At 63.6% G+C, this 21,050-nt stretch carries 11 protein-coding genes and 4 pseudogenes; 14 read left to right on the top strand and 1 reads right to left on the bottom strand.

What is annotated here, in order from left to right; translation table 11 throughout:
* Nucleotides 1–34 precede the first annotated feature (34 nt).
* The 7 genes and pseudogenes from OMK73_RS19615 to OMK73_RS19585 all read left to right on the top strand — a co-directional run bounded on the left by OMK73_RS19615 (nucleotide 35) and on the right by OMK73_RS19585 (nucleotide 11,398).
* Nucleotides 35–2,889, top strand: a pseudogene (locus OMK73_RS19615) (2-oxoglutarate dehydrogenase E1 component).
* A 96-nt stretch (nucleotides 2,890–2,985) separates the two neighbouring features.
* Complete coding sequence (gene odhB, locus OMK73_RS19610; protein WP_267603581.1) at nucleotides 2,986–4,227, top strand: 2-oxoglutarate dehydrogenase complex dihydrolipoyllysine-residue succinyltransferase; 1,242 nt, start codon at nucleotides 2,986–2,988, stop codon at nucleotides 4,225–4,227.
* A gap of 142 nt (nucleotides 4,228–4,369) precedes the next feature.
* A complete protein-coding gene (gene lpdA, locus OMK73_RS19605; RefSeq protein WP_267603580.1) occupies nucleotides 4,370–5,806 on the top strand; it encodes a dihydrolipoyl dehydrogenase in 1,437 nt (478 codons plus the stop codon).
* A 157-nt stretch (nucleotides 5,807–5,963) separates the two neighbouring features.
* On the top strand, nucleotides 5,964–7,061 hold the full coding sequence (zapE, locus tag OMK73_RS19600) for a cell division protein ZapE (protein ID WP_267603579.1): 1,098 nt from the start codon (nucleotides 5,964–5,966) through the stop codon (nucleotides 7,059–7,061).
* A 109-nt stretch (nucleotides 7,062–7,170) separates the two neighbouring features.
* On the top strand, nucleotides 7,171–9,729 hold the full coding sequence (locus OMK73_RS19595) for a heavy metal translocating P-type ATPase (protein WP_267603578.1): 2,559 nt from the start codon (nucleotides 7,171–7,173) through the stop codon (nucleotides 9,727–9,729).
* 4 nt (nucleotides 9,730–9,733) lie between these two features.
* The gene (ccoS, locus tag OMK73_RS19590) at nucleotides 9,734–9,880 is read left to right on the top strand and encodes a cbb3-type cytochrome oxidase assembly protein CcoS (RefSeq protein WP_267603577.1); all 147 of its coding nucleotides are present in this window, start codon (nucleotides 9,734–9,736) and stop codon (nucleotides 9,878–9,880) included.
* Between the two features lie 840 nt (nucleotides 9,881–10,720).
* A complete protein-coding gene (locus tag OMK73_RS19585; RefSeq protein ID WP_267603576.1) occupies nucleotides 10,721–11,398 on the top strand; it encodes a reverse transcriptase domain-containing protein in 678 nt (225 codons plus the stop codon).
* Here the strand turns inward: OMK73_RS19585 and OMK73_RS19580 are convergent.
* Nucleotides 11,282–13,033: a recombinase family protein gene (locus OMK73_RS19580; protein ID WP_267603575.1), complete on the bottom strand. Its 1,752-nt coding sequence runs from the start codon at nucleotides 13,031–13,033 to the stop codon at nucleotides 11,282–11,284. The genes OMK73_RS19585 and OMK73_RS19580 overlap by 117 nt on opposite strands.
* A 181-nt stretch (nucleotides 13,034–13,214) precedes the next feature.
* Between OMK73_RS19580 and OMK73_RS39310 the strand changes: the two genes are divergently transcribed.
* From OMK73_RS39310 to ccoG, 7 genes and pseudogenes are all read left to right on the top strand, one after another.
* Entirely contained in the window at nucleotides 13,215–14,036 is an 822-nt protein-coding gene (locus OMK73_RS39310) for a reverse transcriptase domain-containing protein (protein WP_420715658.1), read from the top strand.
* A 112-nt stretch (nucleotides 14,037–14,148) separates the two neighbouring features.
* Nucleotides 14,149–15,694 (top strand): annotated as a pseudogene (locus tag OMK73_RS19575) (IS3 family transposase).
* A 480-nt stretch (nucleotides 15,695–16,174) separates the two neighbouring features.
* Nucleotides 16,175–17,622 (top strand): annotated as a pseudogene (ccoN, locus tag OMK73_RS19565) (cytochrome-c oxidase, cbb3-type subunit I).
* A 19-nt stretch (nucleotides 17,623–17,641) separates the two neighbouring features.
* Nucleotides 17,642–18,319, top strand: coding sequence for a cytochrome-c oxidase, cbb3-type subunit II (ccoO, locus tag OMK73_RS19560; protein ID WP_267603574.1), 678 nt, complete (start codon nucleotides 17,642–17,644; stop codon nucleotides 18,317–18,319).
* Between the two features lie 3 nt (nucleotides 18,320–18,322).
* Nucleotides 18,323–18,457, top strand: a pseudogene (locus OMK73_RS19555) (cbb3-type cytochrome oxidase subunit 3); the annotation flags it as partial.
* Between the two features lie 84 nt (nucleotides 18,458–18,541).
* Nucleotides 18,542–19,519, top strand: coding sequence for a cytochrome-c oxidase, cbb3-type subunit III (ccoP, locus tag OMK73_RS19550; RefSeq protein WP_267603573.1), 978 nt, complete (start codon nucleotides 18,542–18,544; stop codon nucleotides 19,517–19,519).
* Between the two features lie 6 nt (nucleotides 19,520–19,525).
* Nucleotides 19,526–21,025 carry a cytochrome c oxidase accessory protein CcoG gene (ccoG, locus tag OMK73_RS19545; RefSeq protein ID WP_267603572.1) on the top strand — a complete coding sequence of 500 codons (1,500 nt, stop codon included), beginning with the start codon at nucleotides 19,526–19,528 and terminating at the stop codon, nucleotides 21,023–21,025.
* Nucleotides 21,026–21,050: the final 25 nt, after the last annotated feature.

Here is a 21,050-nt window from a genome sequence, read left to right as displayed (position 1 = left end):
TATTCCGGCATTCCCGGATAATAGTGAGCGCCCCATGATGCAGCAGTATCAGAGCAATTCGTACCTCTTCGGCGGCAATGCCCCTATGTAGAAGAGCTGTACGAGGCCTACCTCGAAAATCCCTCCTCGGTTCCCGATAACTGGCGCGCGTACTTCGACGCGATGCAGAACGTGCCGGCTGTCGATGGCTCCAACGCCCGCGATATCGCCCACGCTCCCATCGTCGCCTCGTTCGCAGAGCGTGCCAAGGCGGGCCCGATCAAGACCATTGTTGCCTCGGCCGACTCCGATATGGGGCGCAAGCGCGTCGCTGCCACGCAGCTGATCGCCGCTTACCGCAACATCGGTTCGCACTGGGCAGACCTGGATCCGCTCAAGCGCCAGGAACGTCCGCCCCTGCCGGACCTCGACCCCGCGTTCTACGGCTTCTCCGAAAGCGATCTCGATATCGTCTTCAACGCCAGCAATACGTATTTCGGCAAGGAATCGATGAGCCTGCGCGAGCTGCTCAACAACCTGCGCGAAACCTACTGCAGCAGCATCGGCGCCGAGTTCATGTACATCAGCGACCAGGCGCAAAAGCGCTGGTGGCAAGAGCGCCTGGAAACCACGCGTTCCAAGCCGGTGTTCACTCTCGAGAAGAAGAAGCACGTCCTCGACCGCCTGACCGCGGCTGAAGGCCTGGAGCGCTTCCTCCACACCAAGTACGTTGGCCAGAAGCGCTTCTCGCTGGAAGGCGGCGAGAGCTTCATCGCTGCCATGGACGAGCTGATCCAGCACAGCGGCAGCAAGGGCGTGCAGGAAATCGTGATCGGCATGGCCCACCGCGGCCGCCTGAACGTGCTGGTCAATACGCTGGGCAAGATGCCGGCGGACCTGTTCGCCGAGTTCGAAGGCAAGCACGTCGATGACCTGCCGGCCGGCGACGTGAAGTACCACAAGGGCTTCTCCAGCGACGTCTCCACCGAAGGCGGCCCGGTCCACCTGTCGCTCGCCTTCAACCCGTCCCACCTGGAAATCGTCAACCCGGTCGTCGAAGGCTCGGTCAAGGCACGCCAGGAACGCCGCGGCGAGCCCGCGGGCCATGCGGAAGTGCTGCCCGTGCAAGTGCACGGCGACGCGGCATTCGCAGGCCAGGGCGTGGTGATGGAAACGCTGAACCTGGCACAGACCCGCGGCTACGGCACGGGCGGCACGATGCACATCGTGATCAACAACCAGATCGGCTTCACCACCTCGGACCCGCGCGACTCGCGCTCCACGCTGTATTGCACCGACGTCGTCAAGATGATCGAGGCACCGGTGCTGCACGTGAACGGCGACGATCCCGAAGCCGTGGTGTTCGCCATGCAGCTGGCCGTGGACTTCCGCATGGAGTTCAAGAAGGATGTCGTGGTCGACATCATCTGCTTCCGCAAGCTGGGCCACAACGAGCAGGACACGCCGGCCGTTACCCAGCCGCTGATGTACAAGAAGATCGCCCAGCACCCGGGCACGCGCAAGCTGTACGTTGACAAGCTGGTCGCGCAGAACCTGGTGCCGGCCGACTTCGGCGACCAGCTGGTCAAGGAGTACCGTGCCGCGATGGACGCGGGCAAGCACACGGTCGACCCCGTCCTGTCGAACTTCAAGAACAAGTTCGCCGTGGACTGGATGCCGTTCCTGAACCGCAAGTGGACCGACGCCGCCGACACCGCCGTGCCGGTGACCGAGCTCAAGCGCCTGGCCGAACGCATCACCACCATCCCCGAACACCTCAAGCTGCACCCGCTGGTCGAGAAGGTGGTGAAGGATCGCGCCAACATGGGCCGCGGCGACCAGCCGCTGGACTGGGGCATGGGCGAGCATCTGGCCTTCGCCTCGCTGGTGGCTTCGGGCTACCCGGTGCGCATCACCGGCCAGGACGCCGGCCGTGGCACCTTTACCCACCGCCACTCGGTGCTGCACGACCAGAACCGCGAGCGCTGGGATGCAGGCAGCTACGTGCCCCTGCAGAACGTGTCCGAGAACCAGGCACCGTTCACGGTGATCGACTCGGTGCTGTCGGAAGAGGCCGTGCTCGGCTTCGAATACGGCTTCTCAACCGCTGAGCCGAACGCACTCGTGATCTGGGAAGCCCAGTTCGGCGACTTCGTCAACGGCGCCCAGGTGGTGATCGACCAGTTCATCTCCTCCGGCGAAGTGAAGTGGGGCCGCGCCTCGGGCCTGACCCTGATGCTGCCGCACGGCTATGAAGGCCAGGGTCCGGAACACAGCTCGGCGCGCATCGAGCGCTTCCTGCAGCTGTGCGCGGACCACAACATGCAAGTCTGCCAGCCGACCACCCCGGCCCAGATCTTCCACCTGCTGCGTCGCCAGATGATCCGTCTGTTCCGCAAGCCGCTGGTGATCATGACGCCGAAGTCGCTGCTGCGTAACAAGGACGCGGTCTCGCCGCTGTCCGACCTGGCCAAGGGTCACTTCGAGACGGTCATCCCCGATCACGAAGAACTGAACGCCAGCAAGGTCAAGCGCGTGATCATGTGCTCGGGCAAGGTCTACTACGACCTGGTCAACACCCGCAAGGAACGCGGCGCTACCGACACGGCCGTCATCCGCATGGAACAGCTGTATCCGTTCCCGCACAAGGCAGTGGCAGCCGAGCTGAAGAAGTACCCGAACGCCAACGAAATCGTGTGGTGCCAGGACGAGCCGCAGAACCAGGGTGCCTGGTTCTTCGTCCAGCACTTCATCATGGAGAACATGGCGGAAGGCCAGAAGCTCGGTTACGCGGGTCGTCCCGCCTCGGCATCGCCGGCGGTGGGCTACTACGCCAAGCACAACGAGCAACAAAAGGCGCTGCTGGATGCGGCGTTCTCCAAGCTCAAGGGCTTTGTCCTGACCAAATGATCGTGGCCAGCATGGCGGCGCGCGCGAAGAGCGCGCACCGCCATGTTTTTGCCGCTGCCTGAAGCACATACGAATACATCGAGGAAATACCTAACCATGGCTATTGTTGACGTCAAGGTTCCGCAACTCTCTGAATCGGTTGCAGAAGCAACCATGCTGAACTGGAAGAAGAAGCCGGGCGAAGCTGTTGCCCAAGACGAAATCCTGATTGAAATCGAGACCGACAAAGTCGTGCTCGAAGTGCCGGCCCCGTCGGCTGGCGTGCTGTCGCAGATCATCCGCAACGACGGCGACACCGTGGTTGCCGACGAAGTGATCGCCAAGATCGACACCGAAGCCACGGCTGGCGCCGTCGCTCCTGCCGCCGCCGCACCGGCGCCTGCCGCTGCCGCCGCCGCACCGGCAGCAGCCGGCGCCGTGGCCATGCCTTCGGCCGCCAAGCTGATGGCCGAAGGCGGCCTGTCCGCCGGCCAGGTTGCTGGCACGGGCAAGGATGGCCGCATCACCAAGGGCGACGTGCTGGCCGCGACCGCTGCTCCCGCTCCCGCACCGGCCGCCAAGGCAGCTCCGGCTCCGGCCGCCGCCAAGCCGGCGCTGCAGCAGGTTTCCGCCCCGGTGGACTTCGCCGCCCTGGGCGACCGCCCGGAAGAACGCGTGCCGATGAGCCGCCTGCGCGCCCGTATCGCCGAGCGCCTGCTGCAATCGCAAAGCACCAACGCCATCCTCACCACCTTCAATGAAGTGAACATGAAGCCGGTGATGGACCTGCGCAGCAAGTACAAGGACCGCTTCGAGAAGGAACACGGCGTGAAGCTGGGCTTCATGTCCTTCTTCGTCAAGGCCGCGGTCCACGCGCTGAAGAAGTTCCCGCTGATCAACGCATCGATCGACGGCAACGACATCGTCTACCACGGCTACTTCGACATCGGTATCGCGGTGGGCTCGCCGCGTGGCTTGGTGGTGCCTATCCTGCGCAACGCCGACCAGATGAGCCTGGCCGAGATCGAGAAGAAGATCGCTGAGTTCGGCGCCAAGGCCCGCGACGGCAAGCTGTCGCTGGAAGAGCTGACCGGCGGTACGTTCTCGATCTCCAACGGCGGCACCTTCGGCTCGATGCTGTCGACCCCGATCATCAACCCGCCGCAATCCGCGATCCTGGGCGTGCACGCCACCAAGGACCGCCCGGTGGTGGAAGACGGCCAGATCGTGATCCGTCCGATGAACTACCTCGCCATGTCCTACGACCACCGCATCATCGACGGCCGCGAAGCCGTCCTGGGCCTGGTTGCCATGAAGGACGCGCTGGAAGATCCGGCACGCCTGCTGCTGGACCTGTAATCATCTGCAAAGCCTGAGGTCTTGCCCGCGTTTTCCCGCCATGCCCGTCAACGGGCGCGGCGCGCTCGGGCATGACGGACCGAAGAGTTGAAAGCGGCCTGGCGGGCGACGTTGCCCCGCCGTGGCTGCAAAAGGAATCTCCATGAGCAAACAATTCGACGTGCTGGTGATCGGTGCCGGCCCCGGCGGCTACATCGCCGCCATCCGTGCCGGCCAGCTCGGCCTGAACGTGGCCTGCTGCGAAGGCAATGCCTACGACGATCCCAAGGACGAACCGCGCCTGGGCGGCACCTGCCTGAACGTAGGTTGCATCCCCTCCAAGGCAATGCTGGCCTCCTCGGAAGAGTTCGAGAACGTGCAGCATCACATCGCCGACCACGGCATCACCGTTGGCGACGTCAAGGTCGACGTGGCCAAGATGCTCAAGCGCAAGGACGATATCGTCGGCAAGATGACCAAGGGCATCGAGTTCCTGTTCCGCAAGAACAAGGTCACGCTGCTCAAGGGCTACGGCAAGTTCGTCGGCAAGACCGCCGAGGGCTTCCAGGTCGAAGTCGCCGGCAAGGCCGGCACCGAAGTCGTGACGGCCAAGCAGGTCATCATCGCAACCGGCTCCAAGGCGCGTCACCTGCCGGGCGTTCCCGTCGATAACGTGCTGGTCAGCGATAACGAAGGCGCGCTCAAGTTCGCCAGCGTGCCGAAGAAGCTGGGCGTGATCGGCGCCGGCGTGATCGGCCTCGAGCTGGGCTCCGTGTGGCGCCGCCTGGGCGCCGAAGTGACCGTGCTGGAAGCGCTGCCCGCGTTCCTGGGCGCCGCCGACGAAGGCGTGGCCAAGGAAGCGCAGAAGCTGCTGACCAAGCAAGGCCTGAAGTTCAGCCTGGGCGTGACGGTCAACGAAGTCAAGACCGGCAAGGACAACGTGACCGTCAGCTACACCGACAAGGACGGCGCTGCCCAGACCCTGGAAGTGGATCGCCTGATCGTGTCGGTTGGCCGCGTGCCCAACACCGACAACCTCGGCCTCGACGCCATCGGCATGGCTGCCGACCAGCGCGGCTTTATCGAGGTGGACGATCACTGCGCCACCAAGGTGCCGGGCCTGTGGGCCATCGGCGACGTGGTGCGTGGCCCGATGCTGGCCCACAAGGCCGAGGACGAAGGCGTGGCCGTTGCCGAGCGCATCGCCGGCCAGAAGCCGCACATCGACTACAACTGCATCCCGTGGGTGATCTACACCTTCCCGGAAATCGCATGGGTGGGCAAGACCGAGCAGCAGCTCAAGGCCGAAGGCCGCGAGTACAAGTCCGGCCAGTTCCCGTTCATGGCCAACGGCCGCGCGCTGGGCATGGGGCATTCGGACGGCTTCGTCAAGATGCTGGCCGATGCCAAGACCGATGAGATCCTGGGCGTGCACGTGGTTGCTGCGAATGCGTCCGACCTGATCGCCGAAGCCGTGGTGGCGATGGAGTTCAAGGCCGCCAGCGAAGACATCGGCCGTACCTGCCATCCGCATCCGTCGATGTCGGAAGTCATGCGCGAAGCCGCACTCGCTGTCGACAAGCGCCAGCTCAATATGTAAGGTTTCAAGGCTTAAGCCTTCGTATTGTTGAGTACCGGCGCGCCGCCACAGCGGCGCGCCGTTTTCGCTTTCGGGGCGGGCAGGGGAGTTTGCCCTGTCACGCGCCCCGATCCTCATTCAAGCCGGCGCCTCCCGGCATCCAGGGCAAGCAGTCAGCATGAACGTCCGTGAGTACTACGAGCAGGAACTGAAGCAACGCGGCTACACCACCGACCCCGCGCAGTTGCGCGCCGTCGAGCGCCTGCAGCAATGCTATGACGAGTGGGTGGCCTACAAGAGCCGGCGCAACAGCACGCTGAAAAAACTGCTGGTGCACCCGGACGTGCCCAAGGGCGTGTACCTGTGGGGCGGGGTAGGGCGCGGCAAGTCCTTCCTGATGGACAGCTTCTATACCTGCGTGCCGGTGGTCCGCAAGACGCGGCTGCACTTTCACGAGTTCATGCGCGAGGTGCATCGCCAGCTCGAAGAGCTGCGCGGGCGCCCGGATCCGCTGGATGAACTGGCCAAGCGCATTGCGCGGCGGTTTCGCCTGATCTGCTTCGATGAGTTCCACGTCAGCGACGTGGCCGATGCGATGATCCTGCACCGCCTGTTGCAGCAGATGTTCGAGAACGGCGTGCAGTTCGTGATGACCTCCAACTACCGGCCGGACCTCCTGTACCCGGACGGCCTGCACCAGGACCGCGTGCTGCCGGCAATCGCGCTGCTACAGCAAAAGCTCGACGTGCTCAATGTGGACGCCGGCATCGACTACCGCAAGCGCGCGCTGGAGCAGGTGGATGCCTATCACACGCCGCTGGGGCCCGAGGCCAGCTCGGCCCTGCGTCACGCCTTTACCAGCATTGCCGGTGTGGCTGACGAATCCCCCATCCTGCATATCGAGCACCGTGAACTGCGTGCGCTGCGCAAGGCGGGCGGGGTGGTCTGGTTCGATTTCAATACGCTGTGCGGCGGCCCGCGTTCGCAGAACGACTACCTCGAGCTCGCCACCGAGTTCCACACGGTGATCCTCTCCGACGTGCCCAAGATGACGCCCCGCATGTCGTCCGAGGCCCGCCGCTTCACCTGGCTGATCGACGTGTTCTATGACCACAAGGTCAAGCTGCTGATCTCGGCGGAAGTGCCGGCGGACGAACTCTACACCGAAGGCCAGATGGCCAACGAGTTCAGCCGCACGGTGTCGCGCATCATCGAGATGCAGTCGCGCGAATACCTGGAAGCGCCACGCCGCACGGTCGACACCTCGCTGACCTGAAGCCCTGCGCAAGCGGCGCGCCATGCGCCGCCCAGCCTCCCGCTTGATCTGTATCAAGGCGGCTTGCCACCGGGACTCTTACCATGCAGTTGGTAAAAAATGAGTCCCGATGCCGACTTCCCCAGCCCCAGCCTATCCTGCCCGCTCCTTGCCCAATCCGCCGCTTGCACGCGCAAGCGGCGTGCCTGCGGCCGCCGGGCGCGTGGGCTGCTTCCACTGTGGACAGCCGCTCGCGTCCGGCGAGCCGTCCTTGCATGCCAGCATCAATGGCGAGGAACAGGCTTTTTGCTGCGGTGGCTGCCAGGCCCTGGCGCAGACCCTGCACGCAGCCGGGTTCGGCCATCTCTATGGCGACCAGGCCCGCTTTGCCCGGCCGATCGACGACGCGGCGCGGCGCGAGGCCGAGCCCGTCTGGGCCGCCTACGACACCGAGGAATTGCGGGCCCAGTTCGTGCGCCCGCTGGACGAACGCCGGGCCGAGATCACCCTGGCGCCGGAGAATATCCGCTGCGCCGCCTGCGCCTGGCTGATCGAGCAGCACCTGGGCAGCCTGCCCGGCGTGGAATCGGTGATCGCCAATGTGGCGACGCGCCGCGTGGTGGTGCGCTGGCGCGCGGCAGAACAGCCGGTCTCCGCCTTGCTCGGCGCGCTGGCTGGCATCGGCTACCTGGCGTGGCCGTTCGAGGTCTCGCGCTCGGACCGGCAGGACCGCCATGCGCGCCGTGGCTTGCTGATGCGCATGGCGGTGGCCATGCTCGGCATGATGCAGGTGATGATGTACGCATGGCCCATCTACACCCATGAAGCCGCCATCGATCCCGGCCAGTTGCAACTGATGCGCTGGGCCAGCCTGGTGCTGACCTTGCCCGTCGTGTTGTACTCGGCTTCGCCGATCTTCGCCGGTGCGTGGCGCGGCCTGAGGCAGCGCCACCTGGGCATGGACGTGCCGGTGGCGCTGGGCGTGGGCGCAGGCTTTATCGCCAGCACCGTGGCGACGCTGCGCGGCACCGGCGAGGTGTACTTTGATTCCGTCACCATGTTCGTGGCGTTCCTGCTGCTGGCACGCTACCTGGAGCTGCGCGTGCGCCAGGCATCGCGCAGTGGCGCCGAGATGCTGGCGCGGCAGTTGCCCGCCACCTGCGAGCGTTTGCGGGCCGAGGGCGGCGTGGGCGAGCGGGTGCCGGTGGCGCGCCTGCGCCCCGGCGACCTGATCCGCGTGAAGGCGGGCGAGGTAGTGCCCGCCGATGCCACGGTGATCGCTGGCGCGGGTGAGCTCGATGAGTCCATGCTGACCGGCGAGAGCCGGCCGGTGCCGCGCGGCATCGGCGACGCTGTGCTGGCAGGCTGCTTCAATACCACGAGTCCGCTCGAGCTGCGCGTGACCAAGGTAGGGGCGGGCACCCGGCTGGCAGAGATCGTCGCCGTGCTGGACCGCGCGCTGGCGGAGAAGCCGCGCCTGGCCACGGTGGCCGACCGCGTGGCGGGCTGGTTCGTCGCCATCCTGCTGGTGCTGGCGGCCGTGACCGGCGCCGTCTGGTGGGCATGGATCGATCCCGCGCGTGCGTTGCTGGTGACGGTGGCCGTGCTGGTGGTGAGCTGCCCGTGCGCGCTTTCGCTGGCCACGCCAGCGGCGCTGGCCGCGGCCGGGGCCGCGCTGTCGCGCCGTGGCTTGCTGCTGACGCGCGGCCACGCGCTGGAGACCCTGGCCAGCGTCACGGACGTGATGCTCGACAAGACCGGCACGCTCACGCAAGGGCGTTTCGCGCTGGTGCGCACGCAGCCCTTGGGCGATGCCGATGCCGCAGCCAGCCTGCGGCTGGCTGCGGCCATGGAACGCTCCGGCGAGCACCCGATCGCCCGGGGCATCGTGGAGGCTGCGCAGGCGCAAGGCCTTGCGCACGAGACGCTTGCCATCGACGCCATGCGCAACGTGCCAGGGCAGGGCCTCGAAGCCGAAGTGGATGGGCGGCGTTACCGCCTTGGCCGTCGCGAGTTCGTCGACGCGCTGTGCGAGCACGGCAATGCCGGCGGCCCAAACGCCGAGCTTGCCGGCAGCGAGCGCCGCGGCGCCACGCTGGTGTGGCTAGGCAGTGCTGCCGGCGCGCTGGCGGTGTTCGCGCTGGCCGATGTCGCGCGCGAGCAATCCGCGCGCTTGCTCAGCGAGCTGCGCGCGCTTGGCGTGCGCTGCCATCTCGTGTCGGGCGATACGCCGGCCACGGTCGGCTGGTGGGCCGATCATTTCCAGATCCCGCGCCGCGAGGGCGGCGTCACGCCTGAAGGCAAGCGCGAGTACGTGGCGCACCTGCAGCGCGGCGGCGCCGTGGTGCTGGCGGTGGGCGACGGCATCAACGATGCGCCGGTGCTGGCACAGGCGCAAGTCTCGATCGCCATCGGCAGCGGCGCGCCGCTGGCGCAGGCGGGCGCCGACGCCGTGCTGGCCCATGGCCGCGTGGCGGAGATCGCGAACGCGCTGAAGATGGCCCGCCGCACGCGTCGCGTGGTGCGCCAGAACCTGGCCTGGGCCTTTGCCTACAACGTGATCGCCATCCCGCTGGCGGCAACCGGCTATGTCACCGCCTGGATGGCGGGCATCGGCATGTCGGTGTCGTCGCTGCTGGTGGTGGCCAATGCCTGGCGCCTGCTGCGCGCCGGCAAGCCCGGAGACTGACGCCATGGACATGCTCTACCTGCTGGTGCCGATGAGCCTGGTGCTGGTTGCCGTGATTGCGGGCGCGCTTTGGTGGGCGCTGCATGCGGGACAGTATGATGATCTTGATCGGCCGGGGGAGGCGATTCTTCTTGATAACGATAGGCCGTGAATTATAGGCCGTGAATTGGGGTTGGTTGAATGGGGGCAAGCGACACCTCCGCGTCAGCGGGGCTAGAAGCCTGGAAATGTCTCCATTCGCGTAAACGGCCAACCCCGCCTAGCCGCGCCAGCAGCTTGTATCTCGTTCCGCTGATTCGTTCGCAAAGTCTGTTGAGATTGGAGCGGGAATTGTATGTTGGAGGAAGTGTGCGATGTGTATGGCTTGTGGCCCGCTGACGCGGGTGGGTCTCTTGTGGGCGGGGTTTTGATGCTTCTAGCTGCTGGCGCGGCTGGGCGGTGTTGGCCGTTTTAGAACGTGTGAGATGTCACTTTTCTTTACGAGCCCTCCATGTCAGGATACTTGTCGGTGTGCCAAGAAGGAAAGCGACAGTACGTCGTCGTACATGCTGTATCTGTGATGAGGGTAGGCCCCTCGGTTTCGCCGATCAGGCGGTGATACCAAACCACCCTGAGCTGCAGCCGTTAAGAGCGGTTGTGGTGAGCGTCAAGGGAAAAGGCGGGATGAATCTCGTCAGGTAGGCAAGGAGGAGGCGAACGCAAGTGAACCATCGAAGAAGTGTCGAGAATTGCAATGATGTCAAAACCGAGGGCTCGACAACACCTCGGGATAAGTCAGACGGCAACCTGGAGGTGGGTCTGACGGCATCCGGCATAGAGATGGCGCGACCTTCCTGCAGGCATGGATACGGAACTTGGGAACCTGTCGTCTCGATGCTAAGGGAGAAACTCAAGCGGAGAACCCGTGAGAGTCAGAGTACCAATGCGAGGCACAGGGGCGGAGTCATGCGTAGTAGCGGTGAAAGGGTTGTATGACCTCTGGAGCGAAGGCATGACCTTGTCCGGCAGAGACCATAGAACAACCGCGATGCGGGAGGATTCCAGGGTCGACGCCAAGTCGTTCGAGATACCCAAGCGGTTGATTTGGGAAGCCTGGAAGCGTGTGGCCGCCAATCAAGGCGGGCCGGGCGTGGACAGCGAAAGTATTGAAATCTTCCGAAATCGTTTGGCAAGGAATCTATACGCCCTGTGGAATCGAATGAGTTCGGGGAGTTATTTTCCCCAGCCGGTCAAAGAGGTGCTGATTCCGAAGGGGAGCGGGTTTCGTCCTCTCGGGATACCGACCATCACTGACCGAGTGGCGCAGATGGCGGTCAAGTTAATGGTGGAGCCGAGAATCGATGCGATATTCCATGCATCATCGTTCGGTTATCGGCCGAACAAATCGGCGAAGCAAGCTGTGGCGCAAGCGAGAAGGAACTGTTGGCGCTACGATTGGGTAGTCGATATTGACTTGAAATCCTTCTTTGACACCATCGACCACGAGCTTCTCAGGCGTGCGGTAGAAAAGCATGTCACGGAGCCATGGGTACGACTCTACATTAGACGCTGGCTAGAGAGCCCGGTGCAGAAGCAAACCGGGGAATTGGTTGCTCGGGATAGAGGCACTCCGCAAGGCGGGGTGATTACGCCGCTTACAACGTTGCATACTTTTCACTCCGTCGTCTGAATCATTCGAGTTTTCGCTGTCAAAAGCCCCAGGCTGTGGGTCAACCCTGAACACAACGACGATTTCATCCTTGTGGATTTCGACGCGCTTGACCAGACCCAATACGATCCTGCGCTTTGTCTCAAGATCAATCGTGTCCAGTTTTTCGGTGACGGCGCCTGCAAATTCCTCGATCCGATTGATGACCAGAAACAGCTCGCTTTGCACCGCGCCTTGCTGCCTGGATTCAAGGATCTGCTGGTCAATCTGCTCAAGCCGATTCCTCAACTGCTGCATCTTCGGTTCGAAGTCGGACTTATCGAGGATGCCGTCCGCATAGCTATCGATCAGCCGGGACTTTCCCTTCTCCAGCTGCAGCCGCTGCTTTTCAAGGTTGCTTGTGTCGAAGGCACTCTTCTCGTTGCGCTCCATCATATCCAGTCGACGCTCATATTCGCTCTTCAAGCGTTCTGGATGACTGAGCAATTCCACAACCTGCTGCCATACCAGCTCATCGAGCCTGTCTGTTCGTACCTGCAGATTGTCACAGATGCGGTGGCCACCGAAACGGTAGGCATCAGTCCCAACACAGCGGTAATAGGCGTAGTCCCGCTGATGCCCCTTAGCTGCAACCTTGCTCACCTTCTTGGCGTAATAGGCGTAATGGCACTCGCCGCATACCGTCAACCCTTGCAGCAGGCGTAGCGGTGCACTCTCGCGCCTCTGGCGCGCCAGCTTGCGGTTCTCGGCAAGCTGTTCCTGAGCCGCCTGGAACAGCCCCTCGCTCACGATGGCCGGCACCGGAATCTCGATCCAGTCCTGCGGTTCGGTTCGTGTTGTCGAGTACGGCTTTCTGGGCACGTCAGCACTGTGGCGCTGGGCGCGCACGCGTACCTGCAGGTGATCGCGCGACTGCGTCTTGCCGAACGCAGCTCGCCCCATGTACGCAGGATTGCGCAATATGCCCCACACCACACTACGGTCCCAGTATGGCTTGCCCGACGCTGTCACGGTACCCGACTCGGCAAGGCGGCGTACCACATCCCCTATGCTCAGGCGGTCCATCCCCACCCACTGGAAGATCGCCCGGACCGTTGCAGCCTGGGGCAGTTCGATAACGTACCGGGCCGGCGTTCCGTCGAGTTGCCGGCGAATGTAGCGGTAGCCGTAGGGCGCCCCGGACAGGACATTGACACTGCCGCGTTTTGCGCCGTGAAGCTTGCCACGACGGTGACGCTCGGCGATCTTCGCCCGTTCGTATTCTGCGATCATGCCCTGCATCTGCAATAGCAGCGACTCTTCCGGCGTCGTACCGATCGCGTGATTGAGGAAGACCACCTGGACACCGCAGGCGGAGAACTCTTCCATCAGCAGCGCCTGGTGCGCATATTTGCGCGCCAGCCGGTCCGGTGACAGGATGTACAGCTGATCGATCGTACCGAGCGCGGCACAGTCCCTGAGGCGCTCCAATTGAGGCCTGATCAGCGTCGCACCGCTCACGCCAGCGTCAACGAAACACATGTCGTCGACGATCTGCGCGCCGTCAGCTGAAATACGCTCCTTCAGTGCAGCGATCTGGCTTTCAATGGTGCCGCGTTTGTTTTGCTGTTCGGAGGATACCCGCGCGTAGAGTGCAACCATCGCAGCTTTGCTCATCGTCTACCTCGCTTGATGGTCGCTTGCTTGGACTCTGCAGACCACGTAGCGGACGGCTGTGCCGTCGCGCGTGCTTCGATCGGACTAATCTGCTCGTAAGCCTTTTGCAACTGCTCTTGGGCATAGCGGTTCGGCTCGAAAGCCAGACGCACGCTCCACTTTTTACGTCTTCGGGTCATCGCTGCACCTGCCTGTCAGCGGGAGCGACCGTCTCAAGGACAAGATCCACATTGACGTCAGCACAGCTTCTGGACCAGGGCGCCAGACACTCCCTCGAAATGCGCAGGCCCAATTTTATCCGGCAGTTTGCTCTATTGTTGGTGGCGTTATCAGTCCATTGTTGGCTAACCTCTTTCTTCACTATGCGTTTGATCGATGGGTCCAGACCGAGCATCCGGAGGTGCCGTTTGAACGGTATGCCGACGATGTGGTTTGTCATTGCAGGACGAAGCATCAGGCGGAACAGTTCTTGTCTGCCTTGAGGGAACGGCTTACCGATTGTGGGCTTTCGCTACACCCGGAAAAGACGCGCTTGGTTTACTGCAAAGATGGACGACGTCGAGAGGACCATATCCATACAAAGTTCGACTTCCTTGGATTCAGCTTTCACGCTCGGACGGTACAGGACCGAGCGGGAAATTTGTTCAACGGATTCGGACCTGCGGTAAGTCAAAAGGCACTAACGCGCATGTCTCAGGCCATCCGAAGCATGAGTCTCAATCGAAGTACCTCAATGACGCTGCGCGAACTGGCGCAGCGCATAAACCCAATGGTACGGGGATGGGTGAATTACTACGGTGCTTTCTATCCAGAGCGGCTGAAACAGTTCTTGATCAGAATAGACTTACGGCTTGGCAGGTGGGCGCGAAATAAGTACAAGCGGTTGAGAGGACATAAACGAGGATCTTGGGCGTGGCTCAAACGATGTCGGGAAAGTCTTCCTCAGCTGTTCGCGCACTGGGATTTCTGTTTCGAAGAACGGCGGACAAGAAGAGCCGTATGAATCGAGAGATTCACGTACGGATCTGTGAGAGCCTGAGGGGGCAGTTCCCTCGGGCCACTCGACCCTCGGTCTCCTTGGTGAAGCAAAATGGAGGGCGGTGTGCGAATAGGTGATGACACGATATGCAACCGAGCATCGGGAATGGGTGGTGGAGCAGATGATGCCGCCGCTGAACCGGTCGGTAGTGGAGTTGGCCAAGGCCACAGGGATCACGACAGTGACCTTGCGGACTTGGCGCAGGATGGCGAGAGAAGCAGGAAGAATTGTGCCGGGTGACGGAAAGCAAAGTGATCAATGGAGCAGCGCGGACAAGTTCCGCGTGGTGTTGGAGACAGCGCCGCTAAGCGAAGCGGAGTTGTCGGAATACTGCCGCGGCAAAGGCATCCAGCCAGAGCAGGTTCAGCAATGGCGCGAGGCGTGCGAGCAGGCTAATGCGGCTGCGCCCGTCAAGCGAACGCTGGCGCAGCGGCGGGAAGACGAAGCGGCGCGCAGGCGAGTGCGTGAACTGGAACGCGAGCTCAAGCGCAAGAATGCGGCGCTGGCGGAGACGGCAGCACTGCTGGTCTTGCAAAAAAGCCGCAGCGATCTGGGGACGGGACGAGGAAGACTGATCAGCACCCCGGATCGCTTGGAAGCCATAGAGTTGATCGACGAAGCGGTGAGCGCCGGGGCCCGGCAGGAGAAGGCCTGCGAGGCGCTCGGTTTGACCGGGCGGACCTTGCAGCGCTGGCGGCAAGCCCCGCCGACGGGCGGCTGGAAGCGCGTCGCGAGGCACCGGCCAACAAGTTCAGCGAAGCAGAACGGCAGGCGGTGCTGAAGGCGGCGAACCAGCCAGGTTACGCGAGCCTGACGCCGCACCAGATCGTGCCAAAGCTGGCGGATGAGGGTATCTACGTGGGATCGGTATCGACGATCTACCGGGTGCTGCATGCAGCGGGACAAAGCCGTCGGCGCGGCCGCAGCAAGGCCCCGTGCGTGCGCCCGCTGACGACGCACCGGGCTACGGGTCCGAACCAGGTGTGGTGTTGGGACATTACCTGGCTACCGACCACGGTCAAGGGCAAGTTCTTCTACTGGTACATGATGAAGGATATCTACAGCCGCAAGCTGGTCGCCAACGAGGTGCATGAGAGCCAGACGGCTGAGCACGCCAGCCGCCTGCTGATGCACGGCTGTTTGCGGGAGCAGACCGCGGGTCGTCCGCTGGTACTGCACTCGGACAACGGCAAGGCCATGAAAGGGGCCACCATGCTGGCAGCGATGTATGACCTAGGCGTGGTGCCCTCCTACAGCCGGCCCAGGGTGAGCAACGACAACGCCTATGCCGAAGCGTTGTTCCGCACGGCGAAGTACTGCCCGATGTGGCCGGAGCGCCCGTTCGAGAGCCTGGAACAAGCGCGTGACTGGGTGTTGCGCTTCGTGCGCTGGTACAACGACGAGCACCGACACAGCGGCCTGAAATACGTCACGCCAAGCCAGCGGCATCAGGGCAAAGCTACCGCACTGTTGGCGCAGAGAACGGCGCTGTATGAAGCCGCGCGCGCCGGAATCCGCAGCGTTGGACCGCGGGCATCCGCAACTGGGAACTCCCAGATGCGGTGTACCTGAACCCGGAGCGAGCGCAGCAAAACGCAGAGAATTACAAGCAAGCAGCGTAACGGCTGAGGCGACAACTACCTTGACACACGCCGCGAGTAAAGAAAAGTGACATCTCACACGTTCTAAAACGGCAACACCGCCCAGCCGCGCCAGCAGCTAGAAGAGCGAAAACCCCGCCCACAAGAGACCCACCCGCGTCAGCGGGGCTAAAGCATCAAAACCCCGCCCTAAAGAGCCCCCCGCGTGAAGTCGAGCGGTTCCAACTCGCCTCGATGGCGCGTTCGCGGAGCATCCCGGCGTCGCTGGTTGCACGGGCACGCATCGCTTTTGGTTTCTGCGGCGGGCGACCCAAATAGTGAGATAGCCAAGCGACTGCAGGTTACGCGTGCCACGGCGGGCATCAGAACCCAACCCGAAACGCCTCCTACGCCTCCAGGTTCCCCCCATTCCCATACCGCTTGATACAGATCAAGACGCCCATCCCCCTCTTTTCCTACAGTCACAACATCGATTCATGTTTATCCAATCTGGGGGTCTGAATGGCTGTCACCGCCGCGTATTCTCGCGCCGACACCTTCAATTACGGCGTCGTGCGGCAATTTGCCGTCATGACGGTAGTCTGGGGGATTGTCGGTATGGCCGTAGGCGTTCTGCTCGCGGCACAGTTGATCTGGCCGGAGCTTAATTTCGATACGCCGTGGCTGTCCTTCGGACGCCTGCGCCCGCTGCACACCAATGCGGTCATCTTCGCCTTCGGCGGCAGCGCGTTGTTCGCCACCTCCTACTACATCGTGCAGCGCACCTGCCAGGCGCGGCTGTTCTGTGGCCCGCTGGCGGCGTTCACGTTCTGGGGCTGGCAACTGGTGATCGTGGCCGCGGTCATCACGCTGCCGCTGGGCATCACCAGCTCGAAGGAATATGCCGAGCTCGAATGGCCGATCGACATCCTGATCACGCTGGTGTGGGTGGCCTACGCCATCGTGTTCTTCGGCACCATCATGAAGCGCAAGACCCGGCACATCTACGTGGCCAACTGGTTCTTCGGCGCCTACATCCTGACCATCGCCATCCTGCATATCGTCAACAACGCCGAGATGCCGGTGGGCATGTGGAAGTCCTACTCGGCCTATGCCGGCGTGCAGGACGCCATGGTGCAGTGGTGGTACGGCCATAACGCGGTGGGCTTCTTCCTGACCACCAGCTTCCTGGGCATGATGTATTACTTCATCCCCAAGCAGGCCGGCCGCCCGATCTATTCCTACCGCCTGTCGATCGTTCACTTCTGGGCGCTCAACTTCACCTATATGTGGGCCGGTCCCCACCACCTGCAGTTCACCTCGCTGCCGGACTGGGCGCAATCGCTCGGCATGGTGTTCTCGCTGATCCTGCTGGCGCCTTCGTGGGGCGGCATGATCAACGGCATCATGACCTTGTCAGGTGCCTGGCACAAGCTGCGCACCGATCCCATCCTCAAGTTCCTGGTGGTGGCGCTGTCCTTCTACGGCATGGCGACCTTCGAGGGCTCGATGATGTCGATCAAGACCGTCAACGCGCTGTCGCACTACACGGACTGGACCATCGGCCACGTGCACTCCGGCGCGCTGGGCTGGGTCGCGATGATCTCCATCGGCTCGCTCTACTACCTGATCCCGCGGCTCTTTGGCCAGAAGGAGATGTACAGCGTGCGCCTGATCGAGCTGCACTTCTGGATCGCCACCATCGGCGTGGTGCTGTACATCGCCTCGATGTGGATCGCCGGCGTGATGGAAGGCCTGATGTGGCGCGCCACGCAGCCCGACGGCACCCTGACCTACGCTTTCGTGGAAGCGGTCAAGGCCAAGTATCCCTTCTACCTGATCCGCTTGCTGGGTGGCCTGTGTTTCCTCTCGGGCATGCTGCTGATGGCCTACAACTGGCCCGGACCATCATCGGCAAGCCCGCGGTGGACGCACTGATCCCGGCCAGCGTTGCCGCCTCCGCCCATTGATCATTCCAGGATAGAAACGATGTCCGAAAAACGAAGCTTCTTTACGCACGAGACCCTGGAGAAGAACATCGGCTGGCTGATCCTGTGCACCATCCTGGTGGTCAGCATCGCCGGGCTCGTCCAGATCGTGCCGCTGTTCTTCCAGCACTCCACCACCGAGCCCGACGCGGGGATCAAGCCGTACTCCGCGCTGCGCCTGATGGGCCGCGATATCTATATCCGCGAGGGCTGCGTGGGCTGCCATTCGCAGCAGGTGCGCACGCTGCAGGGCGATGTCGAGCGCTATGGCCACTACTCCACGGCCGGCGAGTCGGTCTACGACCATCCCTTCCTGTGGGGCTCCAAGCGTACCGGTCCCGACCTGGCGCGCGTGGGCGGGCGCTACTCCGACGACTGGCAGCGCATCCACTTGCGCAACCCGCGCGACGTGGTGCCCGAATCGGTGATGCCGTCCTACCCGTGGCTCGAGAAAACCCCGCTGCAGGCCAACGATGTCCGCGACCGCATGCGTGCGCTGCGCCGCCTTGGCGTGCCGTACACCGACGCCGAGATCGAGCAGGCGCCCGCCACGCTGGCCGGCAAGACCGAGGAAGACGCGATGGTCGCCTACCTGCAGGAGCTTGGCATCGCCAAGCGCAATGTGCGCGTGGATACCGCGGCCGCGGCGCAGCCCGCGGCCACGCCGGCCAAGGAGTAAGCCATGGCAATGATCACCGCGTTTTCCACCGTGGTCTCGATGGCTGCCTTCATCGCCATCTGCTGGTGGGCCTGGTCGTCCGGGCGCAAGGCCGCCAACCAGGAGTCGGCCATGCTGCCGTTCGCCTTGCCCGACGAGCCGCTGGACGCGAATGTCGATGCCGGCTACCGCATCGCGCGTCATGCCGGCGGCGCAAACAACACCAAGCAGGAACACTGAGTCATGAGCGACTTCTTCACGGATTTCTGGAGTTACTACATTGCCGCCATCGCGCTGGTCGGCATCGTCTGGTGCGTGTGGCTGCTGTTCTCCCAACGCAAGGTCACCAAGGTCGCCGGCGCCGCCGAAGACACCGGCCACGTGTGGGACGGTGACCTGCGCGAGCTGAACAACCCGCTGCCGCGCTGGTGGATGTGGATGTTCCTGCTGGCGTGCATCTTTGGCCTGGGCTACCTGGTGCTGTACCCCGGCCTGGGTTCCTACGCCGGCGTGCTCAAGACCTCCAGCCGGGTCGAGCTCGAGGCGCATCGCCAGGCGGCCGAGCAACTGCAGCGCGAGGTCTATGGCAAGTACATGCACATGGACGTCAAGCAGGTGGCGGCCGACCCGGCGGCGCGCGAGATCGGGCAACGCCTGTTTCTCAACTACTGCGCGCAATGCCACGGCTCCGATGCGCGCGGCAGCCGCGGCTTTCCCAACCTGACCGATAACGACTGGCTGTACGGCGGGGATCCCGAGACCATCGCGCAGACCATTACCAAGGGCCGCAACGGCGTGATGCCGTCGTTCGCCTCGACCATCGACGGCAAGCTCGCCGGCGACGTGGCGCAATACGCGCGTTCGCTCTCCGGCCTCGCTTACGACCCGATCCGCGCCTCGCGCGGCGAGAGCACCTTCAAGTCCACCTGCGCGGCCTGCCACGGTTCCACCGGCAAGGGCAACCAGGCGCTTGGCGCGCCCAACCTGTCGGACCGCGTGTGGCTGTACGGCAGTTCGGAGGCCAGCATCGTCGACGCGATCCTGAAGGGCCATAACAACCATATGCCGGCGCACGAGGAAATCCTCACGCCGGAGCGTATCCGCATGTTGACGGCCTATGTCTGGGGCCTGTCCAACACCGGGAGCGGCGCAGGCGAGGGAGCAGGCAATGAGCCACCACGCTTGTGCTTGTCGGCCGGGCCCGCACCGCGGCGGGGGTGATCGCCGATGAACGCCCCCGGACCGGAGCCGCTTGGATCAAACGGGCCCGCATGGGCGCCGCATCGAGAGCCCGCAATCGCGACGGCGGATGAGCAGACTTCGGATGAGACCCTGTATGAAGTCCGCCGCAAGATCTATCCGCGCTCGGTGTCGGGCGCGTTCTCGAGCTGGCGGGTCTGGATGGTGGTCCTGACCCAGCTGTTCTTCTATGGCATGCCCTGGCTGCAGTGGAACGGCCGCCAGGCCATGCTGTTCGATCTCGGCGCGCGCAAGTTCTATATCTTTGGCCTGGTGCTGTGGCCGCAGGACGTGATCTACCTTGCCGTGCTGCTGGTGATCTCCGCGCTCTCGCTGTTTCTCTTCACGGCGATCGCGGGGCGGCTGTTCTGCGGCTACGCGTGTCCGCAGACGGTGTACACCGAGATCTTCATGTGGATCGAGCGGCATGTGGAGGGCGACCGCTTTGCCCGCATCCGCCTGGACGGCGATTCGTGGAGCGCACGCAAGCTGCGCCTGAAGGCGACCAAGCACGTGCTCTGGATCGTGATCGCGCTGTGGACGGGCTTTACCTTCGTCGGCTACTTCTCGCCTATCCGCGCGCTGAGCGGGCAGGTGCTGAGCCTCTCGCTTGGCCCGTGGCAAACGTTCTGGATGCTGTTCTATTCGTTCGCCACCTGGGGCAACGCCGGCTTCATGCGCGAGCAGGTCTGCAAGTACATGTGCCCGTATGCACGCTTCCAGAGCGTGATGGTCGATCGCGACACCTATGTGGTCACCTATGACGTGGGCCGTGGCGAGCCGCGCGGCAGCCGCTCGCGCAAGGCGGACCACAAGGCAGCGGGGCTGGGCGCGTGCGTGAATTGCAGCATCTGCGTGCAGGTCTGTCCCACCGGCATCGATATCCGCGATGGCCTGCAGTACGACTGCATTGGCTGCGGCGCCTGCATCGACGCCTGCAACCAGGTCATGGACAAGATGGCGTACCCGCGCGGGCTGATCCGTTATACATCTGAGAACGCCATGCGCAGCGCGCTCTCCGAGACCGTGGCGCGCAAGCGCCTGGTGCGGCCGCGCACGGTGATCTACTCGGTGATCTGGCTGGCGCTGGTCGTCGGCTTCATGGCCTCGCTGGCCATGCGCACGCCGCTCAAGGTCGACATCATCCGGGACCGCGGCGCGCTGGGGCGGGAAGTGGAAGGGCGCTGGATCGAGAACGTGTACCGGCTGCAACTGATCAACACGACCGAGGCGCCGATGCGCGTCGCCGTCAGCGCGGGCAGCAATGCGCTGAAGGGCCTGGCCGTGGAGTATGACCACGCTGCCGGCAACCTGGAGCCCACGTCCAATCGCTTGATTCCCATCCGGGTGCGCGTGCCGATCGAGTCAGCGGAGCAGGGCACGCACAAGATCGAGGTCACGGTGACCGCGGTGCCCGATGAGGGCACGGGGAGCCATGGCGCAGAGATTCGACAGAGCACCAGCTTTATCGTGCCGCGCAATCTATGAGGCGGCAGGGCACGCTGGATGCACC

The organism is Cupriavidus sp. D39 (genome assembly GCF_026627925.1).
GTDB classification, from domain to species: Bacteria; Pseudomonadota; Gammaproteobacteria; order Burkholderiales; family Burkholderiaceae; genus Cupriavidus; species Cupriavidus ulmosensis.
The sequence above is the reverse complement of the archived record's forward strand: the minus strand, read 5'-3'. Positions and strand labels throughout refer to the sequence as shown.